Raw genomic sequence first — 15,182 nt, 5'->3', positions numbered from 1 at the left:
AACATCACCGGCTGCCGCCTTCCTGCCCGCTGGCAGGACCACGACGCCTCACCGCCAGCGACCCATGCCCTCACGCGCACCACGCCACCGACCCAGCATTCCGATCAGCGCCAAGGAGCCGGTCTCGTGACACCGCCCGCCGCCCATCCAGCCGACCTCCGCGCATCCTGGGCCGACGTCACACCCCACCTGCGCCGCGCCACCGACCACTTCTCGTCCCTCCTGGCTGACCGACGGATGAGGCTGCTGCCCGAACGTGATGCACAAACGTTCCTGGCCACCGTCGGTCACCTGATCGCCGGTGGTGACAACCACGCCGGGCGCACCGCCCTGCTCGCCGCCCTCGCCCCCACCTACCGGCACCTGGGCCTGCAGCCCTACCACCACCAGACGCTCGTTGACGCCCTCACCGCCACCGTCGCCCGCCACGCGCCCGCCACCTGGACGTCCACGATCGCCGAACAGTGGCGCCGTCACGGCCACCACGTCCTCAACCTCACCCACCGCGCCGCCCACCGCCTCACCACCACACATCCGTGGACCCCTGCCCAGATCATCGGCCGCGACCCGGCAACCGATACCACCACCGTGCTCACCCTGCGTCCCCGCCGCCGCCTGCACTACGAACCCGGCCAGGCTCTCCCCGTCACCACACTCCACCGACCCGGCGCCTGGAGGTGGTACTCCCCGGCCAATGCACCCCGCCCCGACGGCACCATCGAGCTCCACGTCCGCGCCGTCCCCGACGGACCCGTCTCGCCCTGTCTCACCCACCACGCCGCCGTCGGGGAATACGTGTGGCTCGGCCCGCCCTACCACGCCGGACTGACCCTCGACCCCGACCACCACGGCGAACTCCTCCTCGCCGCCGGCGGCACCGGCCTGGCACCCCTACGCGCCATCGTCGAACACCTCACCACCACCGGCACCGCCAACGGCCGGCAGCGGCGGGTCACCCTCATCGTCGGTGCCCGCACGCTCGAAGACCTCTACGACAGCATCACCCTCGACACCCTCCAGACCGCGTATCCGGAGTGGCTGACCATCAGGCCCACCTTCACCGACGACCCCCTCGTCGACCCGGCCGCCCAGGGTGACGTGCTCACCGCCGTCCTCGACCACTACCGGCCCGGCCACCACGTCCACGTCGCCGGCCCACCCGCACTCATCGACCACGCCCGCCACCGCCTCCCCCTCGCCGGCATCCCCACCGACCACCTCCACCTCGCCGAAACCTTCACCCGCCCCACTGCACCCGCCGTAGAACCAGCAGGCAGCACCAGGTTCTCCCGACGGCAGGACACCACCACGCGCCGCAAGGCGACCCCGCTGCGGTGACACCGCGTCCACCTCCTCGCGGCCGCCCAGCCCCGAGGCCTTCCGGCCGCGCCTCCGCCGCCCCTCGACGTGCTCGGGCTGCGCTTCCCCTGCGGGAAGTCCAACCCGGCACCGGATGACCGGTCTCTCCAGGCGAACCAGCCGACGTCGGCAGCCGCCGCCCCACCCACCCTGACCCAGGAGCACACCCTTGCTTTCCCACCCCCGGCGTCTCCACCACGCAGTCCTCCGGTCCGCCTCGGCCTGCGCGCCGTCCGCCTCTCACGGCCAGCTGCCGCGCGTCGACCGGCGTACCCGCTGATGACGCCGATGCCGACGCTGCGCGGCTACCAGCGGGAGGCCGTCGACGCGGTGGTCGCGGCGCTGGCGGACGGCGGCCGTGGTCAGGTACGGGCGGCCTGCGGCAGCGGAAAGTCGATCGTCGCTGTGCACGCGGGGGGCCGGCTGTGTCCCTCAGGGCTGGTGGTGGTGGCCGTGCCGTCGCTGACCCTGCTGGCCCAGACATTGAACGTGTGGGTCCGGGCGGGTGCGGCCGCCCGGGTGCTGGCGGTGTGCGGCGACGGTGGTGTCGCCGACGAAGCGGTGCGGGTGGTGGACCTGACCTGCCCGGTGACCACCGACGCGGCGCAGATCGCCGGATGGGCGAGGCAGCACGATGCGGCGTCGGGGTTGAGTCTGGTGCTGGTCACGCACCGGTCGGCGGACACCGTGGGCAGGGGCCTGAACGCCGCCGGGGTGGCCGCCGACCTGCTGATCGTGGACGAGGCGCACCACACGGCCGGTTGGGCGAGCAAGCACGGTGCGCTGGTGCACCGTGACGAGCATCTGCCGGCGCGGCGGCGGCTGTACATGTCGGCCACGCCCCGGCTGCTGCCGGCCAGGCTCCGCACCGGCGGCGACGGTGACGACGTGCTGTCGATGGATGAGACGGCGGTGTTCGGGCCCGTCTGCTACACGTACTCGTTCGCGCAGGCCATCAGTGACGGCTGGCTGGACGACTACCGGGTCCTCGCCATCGGGGTCACGTCCGCGCAGGCGTTGGAGATGCTGCGCGATCTGGACCCGGCCGTGGTGGTCGATGCGCGGGCCGCGCCGTTGCGGACGGTGGTGGTGCAGACCGCCCTGGTCCGGGCTGCGGCGGAGTTCGGTCTGCGGCGGGTGGTGGTGTTCACGCCGCGGGTGCAGGCCAGCCGGGAGTTCGCCCGCACGCTGCCGGCCGCCGTGGAGTCGCTGCCTGCCAGCGAACGGCCGAAGGGCCAGCTGACGGTGGGACACGTCGACGGCACCCAGAGCATCACGCAGCGGCGCCTGCACCTGCGACGGCTGGCCGAGCCGCCCGAGGACGGATGGACGGTGCTGTCCAACGCGCGGTGCCTGGGCGAGGGCGTGGACGTGCCCGCCGTGGACGCGATCGTGCTCACCGCACCGAAGGAATCCCCCGTGGACGTCGTCCAAGTGGTGGGGCGGGCCGTGCGCCGCAATCCGGCCGGTTCCGGCATCGCCACCATCCTGCTTCCGGTGCTGCTTCCCGACGACCCCGCCGACATGACCTCCGACCTGACCGGGACCATGACCCGCTGGGCGACCCTGCTGCAGACGCTACGGGCGTTGCGGGCCCACGACAGCGCCCTGGCGGCCGACCTCGACCTCCAACGCGCCCGCACCGGCACCGGGGCGGCGGAGCTGCCGCCGCGGCTGCTGGTCCGCCTGCCCGACGGATACGCCTCCGAGCAGTTGCTGCGGCACCTGACGGTGCGGGTGCTGGAGGAGACCACCCCCGACTGGATGGTCGGCTACGGCGCCCTGCGCGACTTCCACGCCGACCACGGCCACACCAGGGTCCCGACCGGTCACCTCCGGCAGGGTGTCCGCCTCGACCGGTGGGTCTTCCGGCAGCGCGCCGACCACAAAGCCGGCCGCCTGGCCCAGGACCGCGTCGATCACCTCAACGCGCTCGGCTTCCACTGGGAACCCCGGGAAGGAATCTGGGCCCGAGGACTCACCTACGCGCGACGGTTCCACGCCAAGCACGGACACCTGCACGTCCCCCACGGCCACGTCCTCGACGGGTTCGACCTCTACAACTGGCTGTGGCAGCAACGCGCGGCCCGCCGCGCCGGCACCCTGCCCGCCGACCGGGCCGCCGACCTCGACGCCCTGGGCATCGACTGGAGCATCCGAGCAGCCCACCACGACGGGTACGCCGCCGCCCGCCGGTTCCACGCCGACCACGGCCACCTCGACGTCCCCGTCGGCCACACCGTCAACGGCATCGACCTCTACCGCTGGCTCTCCGCCCGGCGCGTCGACCACCAGAAGGGCGTCCTCAGCGCCGAGCGCGTCCGCGCCCTGGAAGCACTGGGCATCCACTGGTCCATCCGCGAGGCCGCCTGGCAGCGCAACCTCGCATCGGCCACCGCCTACTACCAGCGTGAAGGCCACCTACACCCCCGCAAGGGCCACGACGGCCCCGGGGTCGACCTGGCGAAATGGCTCAGCAAGCAACGTGCCGCCCGTCGCGCCGGCACCCTGACCGACCGGCAGATCGCCGCCCTCGATGCCATCGGCATGCAGTGGGAAATCCCCTCCGGCCGGGCCCGCACCCGCCAGGTCACCGCCCGCCGCCGGGCAAGCACCCCGGACCCGGCCCCAGCAAGCCCCACGCCTGCCCACCAGAACACCCCACCCACGGAGCAACCATGATCCCCATCGCGTTGTTCAACTTCGAAGCCGGCGGCCTCCGCCACGGCCAACGCAACCTACGCCCCCTCGTGGACGCCTTCCACGACGTGCAGGCCCCGCCCGCACTGATCCTGCTCTGCGAGGCCAAGACCTGGCACGAGGACGGCCAGCGCCCCCTGCACCACGCCGCAGAACTGCTCGCCGACCGGTTCGACCGCCCCTACGTCGGCGTGCTCGGCCACGACCCACACAGCCCCATGCCACCCGCCATCCTCTACGACCCGACGCTGCTGACCCTGCGCTCCTGGCCCGCCCCCGCCGACCCGCACGTCTTCGCCGACAAGCGCAACATCGCCGTCTTCGCGATCCGCGGCACCGGCGAACCCGGCACCCCCGACAGCCGCACCACCTTCGCCGCAGCCGTCGCCCACTGGGACCCCCACTGCGGCATCCGCCGCCGCCAACAGGCCGCCCTGCTCGACCGCTACGGCACCACCGACATGCCCGTCATCGTCGGAGGCGACCTCAACAGCACCGCCTCCGGCCCCCACCTCCCCCAACGCGACTGGACAGCCGCCGGCCACCGCGCCCGCGCCCAAAAAGCACGCCGACACCCCGACGGCACCTGGACCGCCGACACCGACGCCGTCGACCACCTCATCGGACGCTGGGACCCCGAAACCCACCACCGCACCGACGGATGCGGCTTCCACGCCCTCGCCGAACTCGCCCGGACGGCCAACCCCCACATACCTCTGCTCCCCACCGTCAACCACGGCATCGACGTCGGCGGCGGCCTGCTCATCGACTGGCTCCTCGCCAACGACGCCATGCGCCCCCACGTCGACCCCGACAGCTACCGCGTCCACGTCCCGGCACGGCAGCCCTACCCCTCCGACCACCGGCTCGTCACCGCCACCCTGGTCTTCGACACCCCACCACCGACACCATGTCACCACCCCCACGACCGGCCCCCCTCACCCAGCAGCAACCGGAGACCGACCCCCACCCGTGCGCTCCCCACCACTGAACCGACCTCCCCGCGGGTCGGCCAACGACGGAGGAGACACCCGGGGGCCGAGGCGAGTGACATGCAACATCGGCTACCCCAAGGCCCCTGACCACCCTGCCCTCCGGCGCGGAGAACTGACGTCGACCAGCCATCGAGGACGATCGCCGGCCGGGCCACGCCGCCTGTCGGGCATCCTCCCGGCCGATGCACTCGCGCCCGGGCCGATCGAGAGGTCAGACCACATCGGTCGCGCACAAGCGGCGACCGGGCATCCAGACGCAAAAAGGCCGCAGTGCGTGTGTGGTGGTGGAGCAAGCTCCACCACCACACACGCACAGCTATTGGTCGGTACGCCGCGTCCGGTCATCGCCTCGGCTACCGAGGGCACGGACGGTGGTACTGAGTTTGATCGGCAGACCCTCGTCTCCCTTGAGGAAGGGCGCGATCTCGATGGTGCGGCGGAGGCTACGCCCGGGACCGTACGGCTGTTGGCGGTCGTGGCCGGAGACCCAGTAGCGGTGGTCGGGCTTGGCCCGCATGGAGCCTTCACCAGCTTTGCCTCGTTGAGGTGCGGCGGCGGTGCTGCGCGGTGCGATGCGCACGATTTTGACCTCGGGGGCAGGACGCCGGTGGCGCTGGTACGCCCTGGTGGTTGCCTTGGGCAGTTTCGCCGGCACCGCCTCGGCCAACTGCTGTCTGATCAACAGCCAGGTGGTGACGAGAGGGCCGAGCGGGTGTCGTCCGTCGAGCTTGGTCCCTCGGGTTACGTGTTCGGCGTGGATGGGTACGAGCCAGCCGATCTCGTGTCGTAGTGCGGGCATCAGGTCGTCGTCGAGGGCGGTGCCGCCGATGCTGCAGTAGCCGATGAGCTGCCAGCCGTCCGCGTGGGGTATCCAGGACACGGCAGCGAGCTGCCGGGTGTCACCGACGGGTCCGGGCCAGGCGAGCAGCCCGGCCGGTGTGGCGGCGAGGTCGTCGGTGACGGCCGCCGGTGGCTGGTCGTTGCCGACCTCGTTGACCATGTCGGTGAACTCCTGGTTGATCCAGTACATGGGTGCGAGGTCGAGCTGGTCGGCCAGGACCCGGCGGTGGTCGGGGTCGTTCAGGTGTGGGGGCAGGTGCGCGGGGCCGCGGAGGAGGCCGGTGAACCGGTCGCGGATCTTCGGCAGCATGTCGGCGGCGAGCCTGGCCGGCGGCCAGGCGGTGGTGGTGAGCAGGGTCCTGCTTTCGCGGCCGAGGATGATGCCGCGGTGCAGTGCGCGGAGGACGGCGTACTCGTGGTGGTGGGGCAGCCACTGCATGCGGGCGGCGCAGTGGGCGGTGAGGCCCTCGGAGTCGTCGGCCTCGATGAACTGGGCACATCGGTAGCAGACGTGCCACTGATCGTTGTAGGTCTCGACGGCCGCGAGGACCGCGATCTGGATGAGGCTGGTGTGGTAGTTCCACACCGGCGGCGCGCCGGTGCAGGTGTGGCAACGGTCGAACACGTCGTTCATCTGGTCGGCGTCGACGGGGACGACGGCGTGGCGGCCTTCGGTCACGGGGTGCCGGTAGATGGTGCCGTGTCCGTCGGGGTGCTCGGTGAGGGCCAGTCGGCAGGTTGCGCAGGCGGTGAGGGTCGCGAGGTTCATTCGGCGCTCCCCCGCTGGTCGCGGCGCAGGTCACGCAGTCGCGGTCCACGACGGTGCGCACGGTCGGGCATCGTCATGCCGTCGGCGTAGACGACGTGCCGGCCGGGTCCCTGGCGCTTCGCGTGGTACATGGCGATGTCGGCGCGGTGCAGCGCGATGTCCTGCAACGGGTCGGTGCTGGCCACGGTCGCGATACCGACGCTGGCCGTGACGGTGACCGTGGCCAGGCCGCCCTCGGCCTGAACGTTGACCGGCGCGGTGATGGCGCTGACGATCCGGTCCGCGATGTCGCGGACCGGGTGGTGACGGAGGGGCACGATGGCGGTGAACTCGTCGCCGGCCAGCCGGGCGACGGTGCCGCCGTAGGTGTGGACGACCTGGGCGAGCCGGTCGGCGATCTCCACGAGCAGGTCGTCGCCCGCGTCGTGGCCATGGGTGTCGTTGACCTCCTTGAACCGGTCGAGGTCGATGAGCATGACGACGAGGCGCTGCAGTGGGGAGGCCGTGGCGACGGTGGTGTGGATGGTGCGCAGGCCGGTGCGGTTGAGCAGTCCGGTGAGCGGGTCGTGGGTCAGTTGCCAGGCGGCGTCGGCCAGCTCGGCGCGCAGCCGGGTGATGGTGGGCCGGGTCGCGAGGTAGCCGACGCCGGCTCCGAGGATCGCCGCCACGATGGTGGCGATCGCGAGGAGTGTGGTGAACACTGGGTTCCTCCATCTCGATGGAGAACCCGGGACGCGTACGTTTCCTAGGCGCTCTGCGTCCCGGGTCCTGAAACGACGACGGCCCGCCTGGTGGCGGGCCGCTTTCTGTATTCGGTGTCCCGGCAAGGGGCACCGTGGGGCGGGCTCGGCGTTGCTGCCGGATGCGCTGCCGCCCGGTCGGGGCATGATGATCACCAGGCACCGCAACTCTGTTAGGTCCGATGGCCGACGGCCTCCGCGCGAGCTGGCCCGGCAGGCGGTTGCTACGGCAGGTCGCGCAGGAGGTGGTGGACCAGCCAGGAGGAGGCGGTGGGCAAGACGATGACATAGGTCGCGCCGACGCGCTCGGCGTGCACCCAGACCCTCGCGTCGGGCGGGTTGACCGAGGCCACGACGACGATGCCGCGGCAGGCCAGCCGGTTCCGGAACCGGGCGACCAGGTCGGAGCCGATGACGATCAGCGGGCGGCGGCTAGCGTAGCGGCGGCCCTGGGGAACGGAGTCGGCGTACTCGAACTCGTATCCGGCCTGCTGTTCGACGGTGCGCAGCTCGGCGCGCAGCAGCCGGCTACCGGTGACGGCGATGACGGGAAATGGTTTTGGTGTCATGCGGAACCTCCGGAAGGGTGACGTGCCCGCTCGCCAGGGCCGGCGGGCGATGAGGGTGGCCGTACGGGGTGGTCCCAGGGCACGGTCAGGTGGCCGGGCGGGTCTTGCGGCTGGCGTCGGGTTGGGCGCAGGAGCGGCAGATGGGGCCCAGGTCGGGGTGGTAGCCGGCATCGCATGCCTCGCAGACGATCAGCAGGCAGGAGCGGCATTCGCCGGAGGCAATGAGTTGGAGGCTAGTGCCGCAGTAGCCGCACGGGCCGGTCAGGCAGGCATCGGTGTGCCGGCCCCGCGGGTGGTGGCGGCAGGGGTGCTCACGCACGGCGGTCCCGCCGCAGGTGCTGGTGGATGGTGCCGGCGGTGAACGGTTCCCCGGTGATGTTGTTCGGCGGATCGATGCGCCTCCAACCACCGAACTCGCAGGCCAGCCAGGTGGTGCGTTCGTTGGCGGTGATGGCGATGACGTCTCCGGTGGACATCGAACGCAGCCGCAGCAGCCGGTAGGTGCAGGCGATGAGGAAGTCGGCCTCTCCACTCAGCGTCTCGCGGCAGGTCTCCAGTTGGTCGAGGTCGACGTTGAACAGGCCGTAGATCCAGCTGGCGGTCCGCTCCGCTTTGGCGAAGGCGGGCAGACGCCGCCAGTAGGAGATGACCTGGGTGAGGGCGTGGCCCGGCTCGTACGGGAGGAATCGGCTTTCGGCGTTGTGGTAGACGGCGATGACATGCAGGGTCATGACGGACTCCGTTCGGGGCCAGGGGTGAACGCGGGGCCGGGCTCGCTGTCCGGGATGCGATCGGCGGGGCGCAGCGGCGAAGGTGGGCCGATCGGGCGGATGCGCAGAATCTGCTCGGGCAGCACCATCGCGGCCCGTTGGCCGGTGAGCGGATTCGTGAAGGACCGGTAGCCGGTGGCCCAGAGCAGGTGCCAGCGTTCGGCGGGTGCCGCCGGGCGGCTTCCGGTGGGATCGCCGTGGAAGGACGCGACAGCCTCGGTCAGCTGCGCGGCCAGTGGTGTCGTGCGGTAGTGGCTCATCCGGCCGGCCAGCATGGGGCAGCCGCTGGCGGAGTAGGCGGCGCAGACGGGGTGCATGCCCGGCTCGGGGCTGACGAGCAGCCGCAGGTCGCTGTCGCGCACCGCGAAGACGATCCGCCCGGGGTCGAGTTCGTCGCCGCAGGTCTGGCAGAGCCGTTCCTGCAGCGCTCGGACGTGACGATGGTGGTCGACGGCGCCGAACCGGTACCGGCCATCGGGGGTGCGGGCGGTGACCCATGGGACGACCAGCCCTCCGACGACGGGCCGCCGGGCCAGGCGTACCGGGACGGCAGGAATCTCGGGGGCGGTCATGCGAGCACCACCGGGGCGGGTACCGGGCCGGTGAGGGCGTTGCGCATCCGTCGCAGCGCGGGAAGTTCCCGGCAGCGGATGGCCTCGGCACGGCGGCCGAGATGCGCGGCAAGAGTGTCGCCGGGGCTGTCGTTGGGGTGGTGCGGCTGGATCCGGCGGCGAGGGCCGGAGAGTGTGGAGCGGTGGTGTGGCACGGGATTCCTCCATCTGCTGGTGGATGGAATCCGGGCACGCCTGCCGGCCGTGCCCGGATGTTGCGCGGGTGTGCGCGGTCGGCCGGGCATCGGCCGGATGGTGCGGGTCGAGACGGCTGCGTGTCCGGTGCCGGATCACGCGTGCCGGTGAAGGCTGGGGCTACGCGACGGCGACGGAGCGCAGGATCAGGTGGGCGTCCTTGAGGTGACCGGCGAGGATCTCGCCGTTTGTGCCGGCGGTGCTGAGGCTGTCGGTGAGGGCCTGCACGACGGTGTCCGGCACGGCGGCGAGTCCGCTGAAAGCACCGCCGTGGACGTTCTCGGCGATGCGCTGGATCGTCTGGGTCAGGTGCGCCTGGACGAGGTTGAGGCCGCACAGCAGCCGGGCCAGTTCGGTCAGGTCGTGGCAGTCGGCGGCGTGGGTCATGGCCTCGCTGAGCTGCTCGACGGCCAGCAGGGCCACGCGCATCGCGGCGTCGCTCTCCGCCGGGCCAACGGGAGGCCCGTCGTGGTGCAGTCGTACGTGCTGGTTGGTCACGGTCTTGCCGTCGTCGCCGCTGCGGATCGCGTCGGGCAGCTCGGCAAACCAGTCGGGGGTAGTCAGGTACCAGCGGGGCATGAGCATGTCGTCCTCCATCGGACAGCACGAAGGCGGCCACCGGGTGGTGACCGCCGGGCGGAACGGGAACATCGCCCTTGCCCTTGTGGCATGGGCAGAGGGTCGTGGACCGTGTGGGGCCGGATCAGACGCGGGCGACGGCGGCCGACCGGAGCCGGTGGGCGCGATGCCGTCGCGAGAAGAGGCCAGATCAGGGGGCACGAGAAGAAGGAGAGCCTTCAGGTTAGCCTCGGCCAGAGTCCCACGGGCCCTGCTGTCAGGTCGGCACGGCTGGCAGAGGCTGTCAGCCCGCCGAAAGCCGCGATCTGTCAGATTGTTCCCCGTGCGGGACTCGACGTCCGGGCCACCGGCTACGGACAATTCAGCCGTGGAGATCGTGGACGCGGCGCAGGCAGGGGCGACCAAGCCACACCACGATCCGGTTGCTCGTGCCGTGTGGCTCGCTGCGGTGCACGCCAGCATGCGTGCTTCCGGCGGGACCGTCACCACCCGGGTCGAGGAGCCCGCCGCCGGCCGGAACTACTACCGGGTGGGTGTGAGGCTCCGCGATGGAGTAGCGGTGGGCCTGCTGTTCAACGCTGCGGCATTGTTGGTCGCTGCGGCCGAGCCGCAGGATCGCCACTCGGTGACGCTGACGTTCGTCAACGTGCCGGCCGGCAACCTGTTCCCGAGGCGGGGTTGCGGGTCGCCACGGCCGCAGAGCTGATCCAGCCACTCGGCGACAGTGACCTGCGATTCCTCGCCGAGGACGAACGCCGTGATGCCGCCTACCACCGGCCGGACAGGCTCGGTGACCTGCTGTTCAACTGGTTCGACTGAACGCACCGCCTCGGCCGGTGCCGATTCAGCCGGTGGGGGCCGTGCGACAGTCACGGGCATGACGTTTCCCCTGGAGGCGCTGTCGGTCACCGTCAAGGCCCGAGCAGAGACGTGGGCGAGGCTGGGGATGCGGTGGCACACGCACCCGATCCAGCCGAACCACGGCAAGGCGGTCGTGGTCAGCGAGTTCGAGTCCACGACGTGGCTCGCCACGATCATGATCTGGGACACCGGCGAGGCGGAGCTGACGACAGTCCGCCTCGCCGACGACAGGATGGTCAACAAGCACTACGACCTTGAAAGCCGCGACGATCTCGAACGACTACTCGATGAGCTGTCCGCTCTGATCGCCGACGACCGCGTTCCCGAGGCCGCAGTCATCGTCCAGGCACCGGGGACACCGGCCTGACCACGAACCTCATGACAACGTCTCCGGCACGGTTGGACTACGGTGCGCCGGTGACCAGATATCGCCGCACCTACCGCAACGTGGACGGCCAACGAGTCGAAGGCACCTGGCGGCACATCTTCACCCGCAACATGGACACGTACTTCCTGACCGACCTGGTCATCTACGCCGACGGCGCGATCGACTGCGGCACTGGAGGACTCACCGACCTCGACGGACTGGCCGAGCAACTCCGCTGTGGCCGAGTCGCGACCACCCTCGAACACGGCGCACGAGCATCGGCACACCACCTGGCGGGGTGGCAGTTCACCGAGCCCCGCTCCGCCATCGACGCCGAGATGCTTCTCGGCGAGGTAGCCGACGAAATCGACCGGCTCAACGGACGGCCCGACTCCACCGGTCGATGCCTGCAAGCAGTGCAGACCTACCTGGCCAGCCCCACCGAAGACAACCGACGCACGGTTCGCGATCGCTACCTGGCGATCACCGAACACCTGCGCGTCTACGCTCTCGGCGATATGGACCGCAAAGACGCTCCACTGCGGATCCTGATCACCGACCTGGGCGAACCACTGCACGGCTGGCCAAACGGCCCGGTCGTCACCGAGCAAAAGCGGGCCGAGGCAGTCGCGTACTTCCGCGAGCGAGGAAGCGCGATCGAGACATGGGACGCGCGGGTCCCGGCCGATGGCCCCGAACACCCGACGCAGCCCACGCTGACGATCCCGAAGACGGTCTACCCCCGCGGCTGGCCGGATCCACCCGGCGTCGAAGTCCTGCAGAACGACTACCCGGCAGCCATCACCGTCGGCGCCAACAGCTACCCCAGCGTCACACACGCCTACTGGGCGCTGTCGACTCCCGACCCGCACTGGCACGACCAGATCGCTGCGACGCCGCGCGGATACGACGCCGGCAAACTCGCGGAGCAGGCGCCCCGCCGCGCCGACTGGGCCTCGGCACGTCTGGCCGTCATGACCATCCTGCTGCGTGCCAAGTACACGCAGCACACGCAGATGGCACAGACATTGCTCGCCAGCGGCGACGCCCGCGTCATCTACGTCGACTTCGACTCCGCCTACTGGTCCGTCAGTAGCGAACGAGCCACCAACTGGATCGGCCGTCTGTTGGAAGTGATCCGCTCCGAACTCGCAGCTGCCGCGGCGGAGATCCCCCTTCCGGCGATTCACGGCAACGGCTCCTCAGCTTCGCCAGGAACACAAGGGCCGACATGCGAGGATGGGGCACCAGGGCCCTCCGGTTCCCCGTGAGAACACTTGGGTTCGTGGGAACTTCCGGAACTCCAGCGGCGACGTAGGACCAGCACGTCCTCGTGGGCGATCAGGTGCACGGGGATGCCCTCGTCCCTGGCACGGCGGACGGCCAGGAGCCCGAACATGTTCGCTCGGTGCACGATCTGTCCGTCGCGGACCGCCGCGAGCATCGCCGCGCACCGCTGCACCGGCACGAGCCCCACCGACCGGGCGACGGCGAGCAGTTGCCCGGGCAGGTCGATGAGATCGTCGCGCTGGCGGCGTACCGGGCGGCAGGTGATCACCACGGTCCCGCCGGGACGCAGCAGCCGGTAGCTGGCGGCCAGGATCGCGGCGAACCCGTCGAACAGGCGTGACCATCCGCCGTAGGCGAGGTTGCCGCGTTCCCGGTCCCCGTACACATGGTCCCGCTTGCGGACCCCGGCGCTCGTCGCGCGCACGAGGCCGTGCGTACCGCGCCCGTACGGCGGTGAGGTGAGTACCAGTCCCACTCGGCCGGCCATCGACTCCGGCACCAGGTCGAGCAGACCGGTGGCGTCACCGGTGAACACCTGCGCCGACCCGGTCGCGCCCTGTGACGCGGCCAGGGCGACGTTCGAAGCGGCCAGCGCGGTGAACCGGGGCTCGATGTCGATACCGATCCCCTGCCGGCCGAGGTGCATCGCCTCGACCAGAGTGGTCCCGGACCCGCACATCGGGTCGAGCACCAGATCCCCCGGCGCGGTGTAGGAACTGATCGCGTGCGCGGCCAGGTGGGGCAGCATCTTTCCCGGATGGCTGGAGGTCTCCGGCACGTAGCGGCCCCGCCGCTGGTCCCGGGCCGGCTGCTGGCAGGTCAGCCACACCGACGTCACCGGCATGGGCTCATCCATCGACGCCTCCGGGCTGCGTCGCGCTACGGGTCAGGATCAGCACATCGGTGTGGATGTCCAGCTGCGCCCGCTGGCCACGCCGGGGCGGCCGGTCGGCCGCCACGACGTGCTGCAGGTACGCCAGCCCAGCCCTCTTCGCGGCGACGACCACGTCGACCGGCAGGATCACGTCCCCGTGCGGCAGCAGCACCGCCACGCAGCCGCCCGGTAGGAGACTCGCGTGGCAGCGCAGGAAGAACTCCACCGCCGAGACGCCGCCGTCGGGGGGCCAGGCGGTGACGATCAGCGTCGCCGCTTCCCGGCCCCAGCCGAGCAGTCGGGTCGATTGCAGATGGCTGCGGCGGTGGGCGGCGATGACCGCGCGGGCCAACTGCGGGCCCACGGCCAGGTCGATGACCAGGTCGGATGGGTGGGTGAGGTTGTGGACCAGCCGTACGCCCATCGCGTTGGACATGGTCTCGCCCTGTGGTGGGGCCGGGACCGGCCAGACGGTGATCGGCACGGGCGCGTCGCCGGGCACCACGTCCCCCACGGGGACCGGTGCCTGGTGCGGGTTTCTGTCGGCCATAGGCGCGGTGGCCCCCGGACCGGCGGGACGTACTGACGATCCCCAGTGCGTGGCTGTCAGGCCGATCGAACCCACCCCCGACCTGACCGAACCGGTCAGGTCAGGTCACACGCACCATCGCCCAGTGGCGGGCACGCGGACGGTCTTTACCGCCGCGAACCTGACCAGCACAGACACGGCCTATCCCGGTCTGACAACTCCTTCTGGTGTCAGGTGGAGCTGTCCCAATCGGGGGTCTCGAAGCCTTCGCAGTCGGGCGAAGCGCTACCGCCGAGGGGAACCATCACGATGACAACGACCACCCGCACCAGAACGACCGTCACGGCCCTGAGCACCGCCGAGCAGGCATTCACTCTGCTGACCTGCGAACCCGCGCCGCTGGTGTTCGACGCACGCCCCGTGCCGGGCTTGCCGGACACGACGATGCCGCTGGACGAGCTACGCACCCTGCTCATGTTCCACCGCTACGACAGTGACACCACCGACGAGGTGTGGCGGCAACTCGCCCACCACACCCGCGGTTGGGGGCCGGCCTGGGTCGTCGGCGCGATCGGCGTGGCCCTGCCCGCGCTGACACACCTCGCGGCGAAGATCAGCCGCGGCCACGCCCGGCATGCCGACGACGTGGACTCCGAGGTGCTGGCCGGGTTTCTCCACGCCCTACGCACGGCGGACCTTGCCCCGCCCCGGCTGTGGCTACGGCTGTGCTGGGCCGCGTGGCGCGCAGGCGCCGCCGTCGTCAAGGCCGACGACGGCGAGGAACTCCCGCTGGACCTACCCACCGGCTCGCGGTCACCACGCATGCCCTACGGGCACCCGGACCTGCTGCTCGGCCGGGCAGCCGCCACCGGACTGATCACCGCCGAGGCCGCCGAGCTGATCAGCGCGACCCGGTTCGGCGACGCGCTGATCGAGCACCTGGCCGCCGAGCGGGGCGTGACCGCCTCGGTCCTGCGGATGCGCAGAAGACGAGCCGAACGTGTCGTGGCCGCCGCCGTCACACGAGGCGACCTCTCCGGTACGATGCGTCCGCCCGCACGGCGCGCCGCCACTGCGGCGGCCTGACGGCACCACACGGCCGGCGTCCTCGACGTGTCCAGGCGGTTCGGGGTG

16 protein-coding genes are annotated in these 15,182 nt (G+C 71.1%); 7 read left to right on the top strand and 9 right to left on the bottom strand.

Features of this window, described 5'->3' with window-relative positions:
- Positions 1-126: 126 nt before the first annotated feature.
- The 3 genes from LPA42_RS02750 (at position 127) to LPA42_RS02740 (ending at position 5,141) form a co-directional block, all read left to right on the top strand.
- The gene (locus LPA42_RS02750) at positions 127-1,338 is read left to right on the top strand and encodes an FAD-binding oxidoreductase (protein ID WP_308291141.1); all 1,212 of its coding nucleotides are present in this window, start codon (positions 127-129) and stop codon (positions 1,336-1,338) included.
- 300 nt (positions 1,339-1,638) lie between these two features.
- Positions 1,639-4,041, top strand: coding sequence for a DEAD/DEAH box helicase (locus LPA42_RS02745; RefSeq protein WP_077939504.1), 2,403 nt, complete (start codon positions 1,639-1,641; stop codon positions 4,039-4,041).
- Entirely contained in the window at positions 4,038-5,141 is a 1,104-nt protein-coding gene (locus LPA42_RS02740) for a hypothetical protein (RefSeq protein ID WP_228986289.1), read from the top strand. Before LPA42_RS02745 ends, LPA42_RS02740 begins: the two co-directional genes overlap by 4 nt.
- Before the next feature lie 229 nt (positions 5,142-5,370).
- Here LPA42_RS02740 and LPA42_RS02735 read toward each other — a convergent pair whose 3' ends face one another.
- The 7 genes from LPA42_RS02735 to LPA42_RS02705 form a co-directional block, all read right to left on the bottom strand.
- The gene (locus LPA42_RS02735; protein WP_096761701.1) at positions 5,371-6,663 is read right to left on the bottom strand and encodes a hypothetical protein; all 1,293 of its coding nucleotides are present in this window, start codon (positions 6,661-6,663) and stop codon (positions 5,371-5,373) included.
- The gene (locus tag LPA42_RS02730) at positions 6,660-7,364 is read right to left on the bottom strand and encodes a GGDEF domain-containing protein (RefSeq protein ID WP_158229465.1); all 705 of its coding nucleotides are present in this window, start codon (positions 7,362-7,364) and stop codon (positions 6,660-6,662) included. Before LPA42_RS02730 ends, LPA42_RS02735 begins: the two co-directional genes overlap by 4 nt.
- A gap of 263 nt (positions 7,365-7,627) precedes the next feature.
- Positions 7,628-7,972, bottom strand: coding sequence for a hypothetical protein (locus LPA42_RS02725; protein WP_074472907.1), 345 nt, complete (start codon positions 7,970-7,972; stop codon positions 7,628-7,630).
- 311 nt (positions 7,973-8,283) lie between these two features.
- Positions 8,284-8,703 carry a hypothetical protein gene (locus tag LPA42_RS02720; RefSeq protein ID WP_077939488.1) on the bottom strand — a complete coding sequence of 140 codons (420 nt, stop codon included), beginning with the start codon at positions 8,701-8,703 and terminating at the stop codon, positions 8,284-8,286.
- Positions 8,700-9,314 carry a hypothetical protein gene (locus tag LPA42_RS02715; RefSeq protein ID WP_077939487.1) on the bottom strand — a complete coding sequence of 205 codons (615 nt, stop codon included), beginning with the start codon at positions 9,312-9,314 and terminating at the stop codon, positions 8,700-8,702. The genes LPA42_RS02720 and LPA42_RS02715 overlap by 4 nt, the downstream gene beginning before the upstream one ends.
- Positions 9,311-9,508, bottom strand: coding sequence for a hypothetical protein (locus LPA42_RS02710; RefSeq protein WP_144082760.1), 198 nt, complete (start codon positions 9,506-9,508; stop codon positions 9,311-9,313). The genes LPA42_RS02715 and LPA42_RS02710 overlap by 4 nt, the downstream gene beginning before the upstream one ends.
- A gap of 160 nt (positions 9,509-9,668) precedes the next feature.
- Positions 9,669-10,133 (bottom strand): hypothetical protein, encoded by a 465-nt coding sequence (locus tag LPA42_RS02705; RefSeq protein ID WP_144082759.1) that lies wholly within the window; start codon positions 10,131-10,133, stop codon positions 9,669-9,671.
- 361 nt (positions 10,134-10,494) lie between these two features.
- On the opposite strand from LPA42_RS02705, the gene LPA42_RS02700 reads away from it, so the two are divergent.
- The 3 genes from LPA42_RS02700 to LPA42_RS02690 all read left to right on the top strand — a co-directional run bounded on the left by LPA42_RS02700 (position 10,495) and on the right by LPA42_RS02690 (position 12,626).
- Complete coding sequence (locus LPA42_RS02700) at positions 10,495-10,833, top strand: hypothetical protein (protein ID WP_077939485.1); 339 nt, start codon at positions 10,495-10,497, stop codon at positions 10,831-10,833.
- A gap of 171 nt (positions 10,834-11,004) precedes the next feature.
- Complete coding sequence (locus tag LPA42_RS02695) at positions 11,005-11,355, top strand: hypothetical protein (protein WP_077939484.1); 351 nt, start codon at positions 11,005-11,007, stop codon at positions 11,353-11,355.
- Between the two features lie 50 nt (positions 11,356-11,405).
- A complete protein-coding gene (locus LPA42_RS02690) occupies positions 11,406-12,626 on the top strand; it encodes an NADAR family protein (protein ID WP_077939483.1) in 1,221 nt (406 codons plus the stop codon).
- On the opposite strand, the gene LPA42_RS02685 is transcribed toward LPA42_RS02690, so the two are convergent.
- Positions 12,542-13,501, bottom strand: coding sequence for a TRM11 family methyltransferase (locus LPA42_RS02685; protein WP_077939482.1), 960 nt, complete (start codon positions 13,499-13,501; stop codon positions 12,542-12,544). The two genes, LPA42_RS02690 and LPA42_RS02685, sit on opposite strands and share 85 nt — an antisense overlap.
- On the bottom strand, positions 13,494-14,033 hold the full coding sequence (locus LPA42_RS02680) for a hypothetical protein (RefSeq protein ID WP_228986288.1): 540 nt from the start codon (positions 14,031-14,033) through the stop codon (positions 13,494-13,496). The genes LPA42_RS02685 and LPA42_RS02680 overlap by 8 nt, the downstream gene beginning before the upstream one ends.
- Positions 14,034-14,357: 324 nt before the next feature.
- Between LPA42_RS02680 and LPA42_RS02675 the strand changes: the two genes are divergently transcribed.
- Complete coding sequence (locus tag LPA42_RS02675) at positions 14,358-15,134, top strand: hypothetical protein (protein ID WP_077939481.1); 777 nt, start codon at positions 14,358-14,360, stop codon at positions 15,132-15,134.
- Positions 15,135-15,182 lie beyond the last annotated feature (48 nt).

Origin of the sequence: Micromonospora sp. DH13, from assembly GCF_020873825.1 — a bacterium.
Taxonomy (GTDB): Bacteria; Actinomycetota; Actinomycetes; order Mycobacteriales; family Micromonosporaceae; genus Micromonospora; species Micromonospora haikouensis.
This window is presented reverse-complemented; position numbering and strand designations above follow the sequence as displayed.

What these genes read in the sequence shown, in the direction of transcription:
- LPA42_RS02695 (WP_077939484.1), top strand. Translation starts at nt 11,005, where the DNA reads ATGACGTTTCCCCTGGAGGCGCTGTCGGTCACCGTCAAGGCCCGAGCA.
- LPA42_RS02725 (WP_074472907.1), bottom strand. Translation starts at nt 7,972, where the DNA reads ATGACACCAAAACCATTTCCCGTCATCGCCGTCACCGGTAGCCGGCTG.
- LPA42_RS02675 (WP_077939481.1), top strand. Translation starts at nt 14,358, where the DNA reads ATGACAACGACCACCCGCACCAGAACGACCGTCACGGCCCTGAGCACC.
- LPA42_RS02740 (WP_228986289.1), top strand. Translation starts at nt 4,038, where the DNA reads ATGATCCCCATCGCGTTGTTCAACTTCGAAGCCGGCGGCCTCCGCCAC.
- LPA42_RS02735 (WP_096761701.1), bottom strand. Translation starts at nt 6,663, where the DNA reads ATGAACCTCGCGACCCTCACCGCCTGCGCAACCTGCCGACTGGCCCTC.
- LPA42_RS02720 (WP_077939488.1), bottom strand. Translation starts at nt 8,703, where the DNA reads ATGACCCTGCATGTCATCGCCGTCTACCACAACGCCGAAAGCCGATTC.
- LPA42_RS02705 (WP_144082759.1), bottom strand. Translation starts at nt 10,133, where the DNA reads ATGCTCATGCCCCGCTGGTACCTGACTACCCCCGACTGGTTTGCCGAG.
- LPA42_RS02685 (WP_077939482.1), bottom strand. Translation starts at nt 13,501, where the DNA reads ATGGATGAGCCCATGCCGGTGACGTCGGTGTGGCTGACCTGCCAGCAG.
- LPA42_RS02715 (WP_077939487.1), bottom strand. Translation starts at nt 9,314, where the DNA reads ATGACCGCCCCCGAGATTCCTGCCGTCCCGGTACGCCTGGCCCGGCGG.
- LPA42_RS02745 (WP_077939504.1), top strand. Translation starts at nt 1,639, where the DNA reads ATGACGCCGATGCCGACGCTGCGCGGCTACCAGCGGGAGGCCGTCGAC.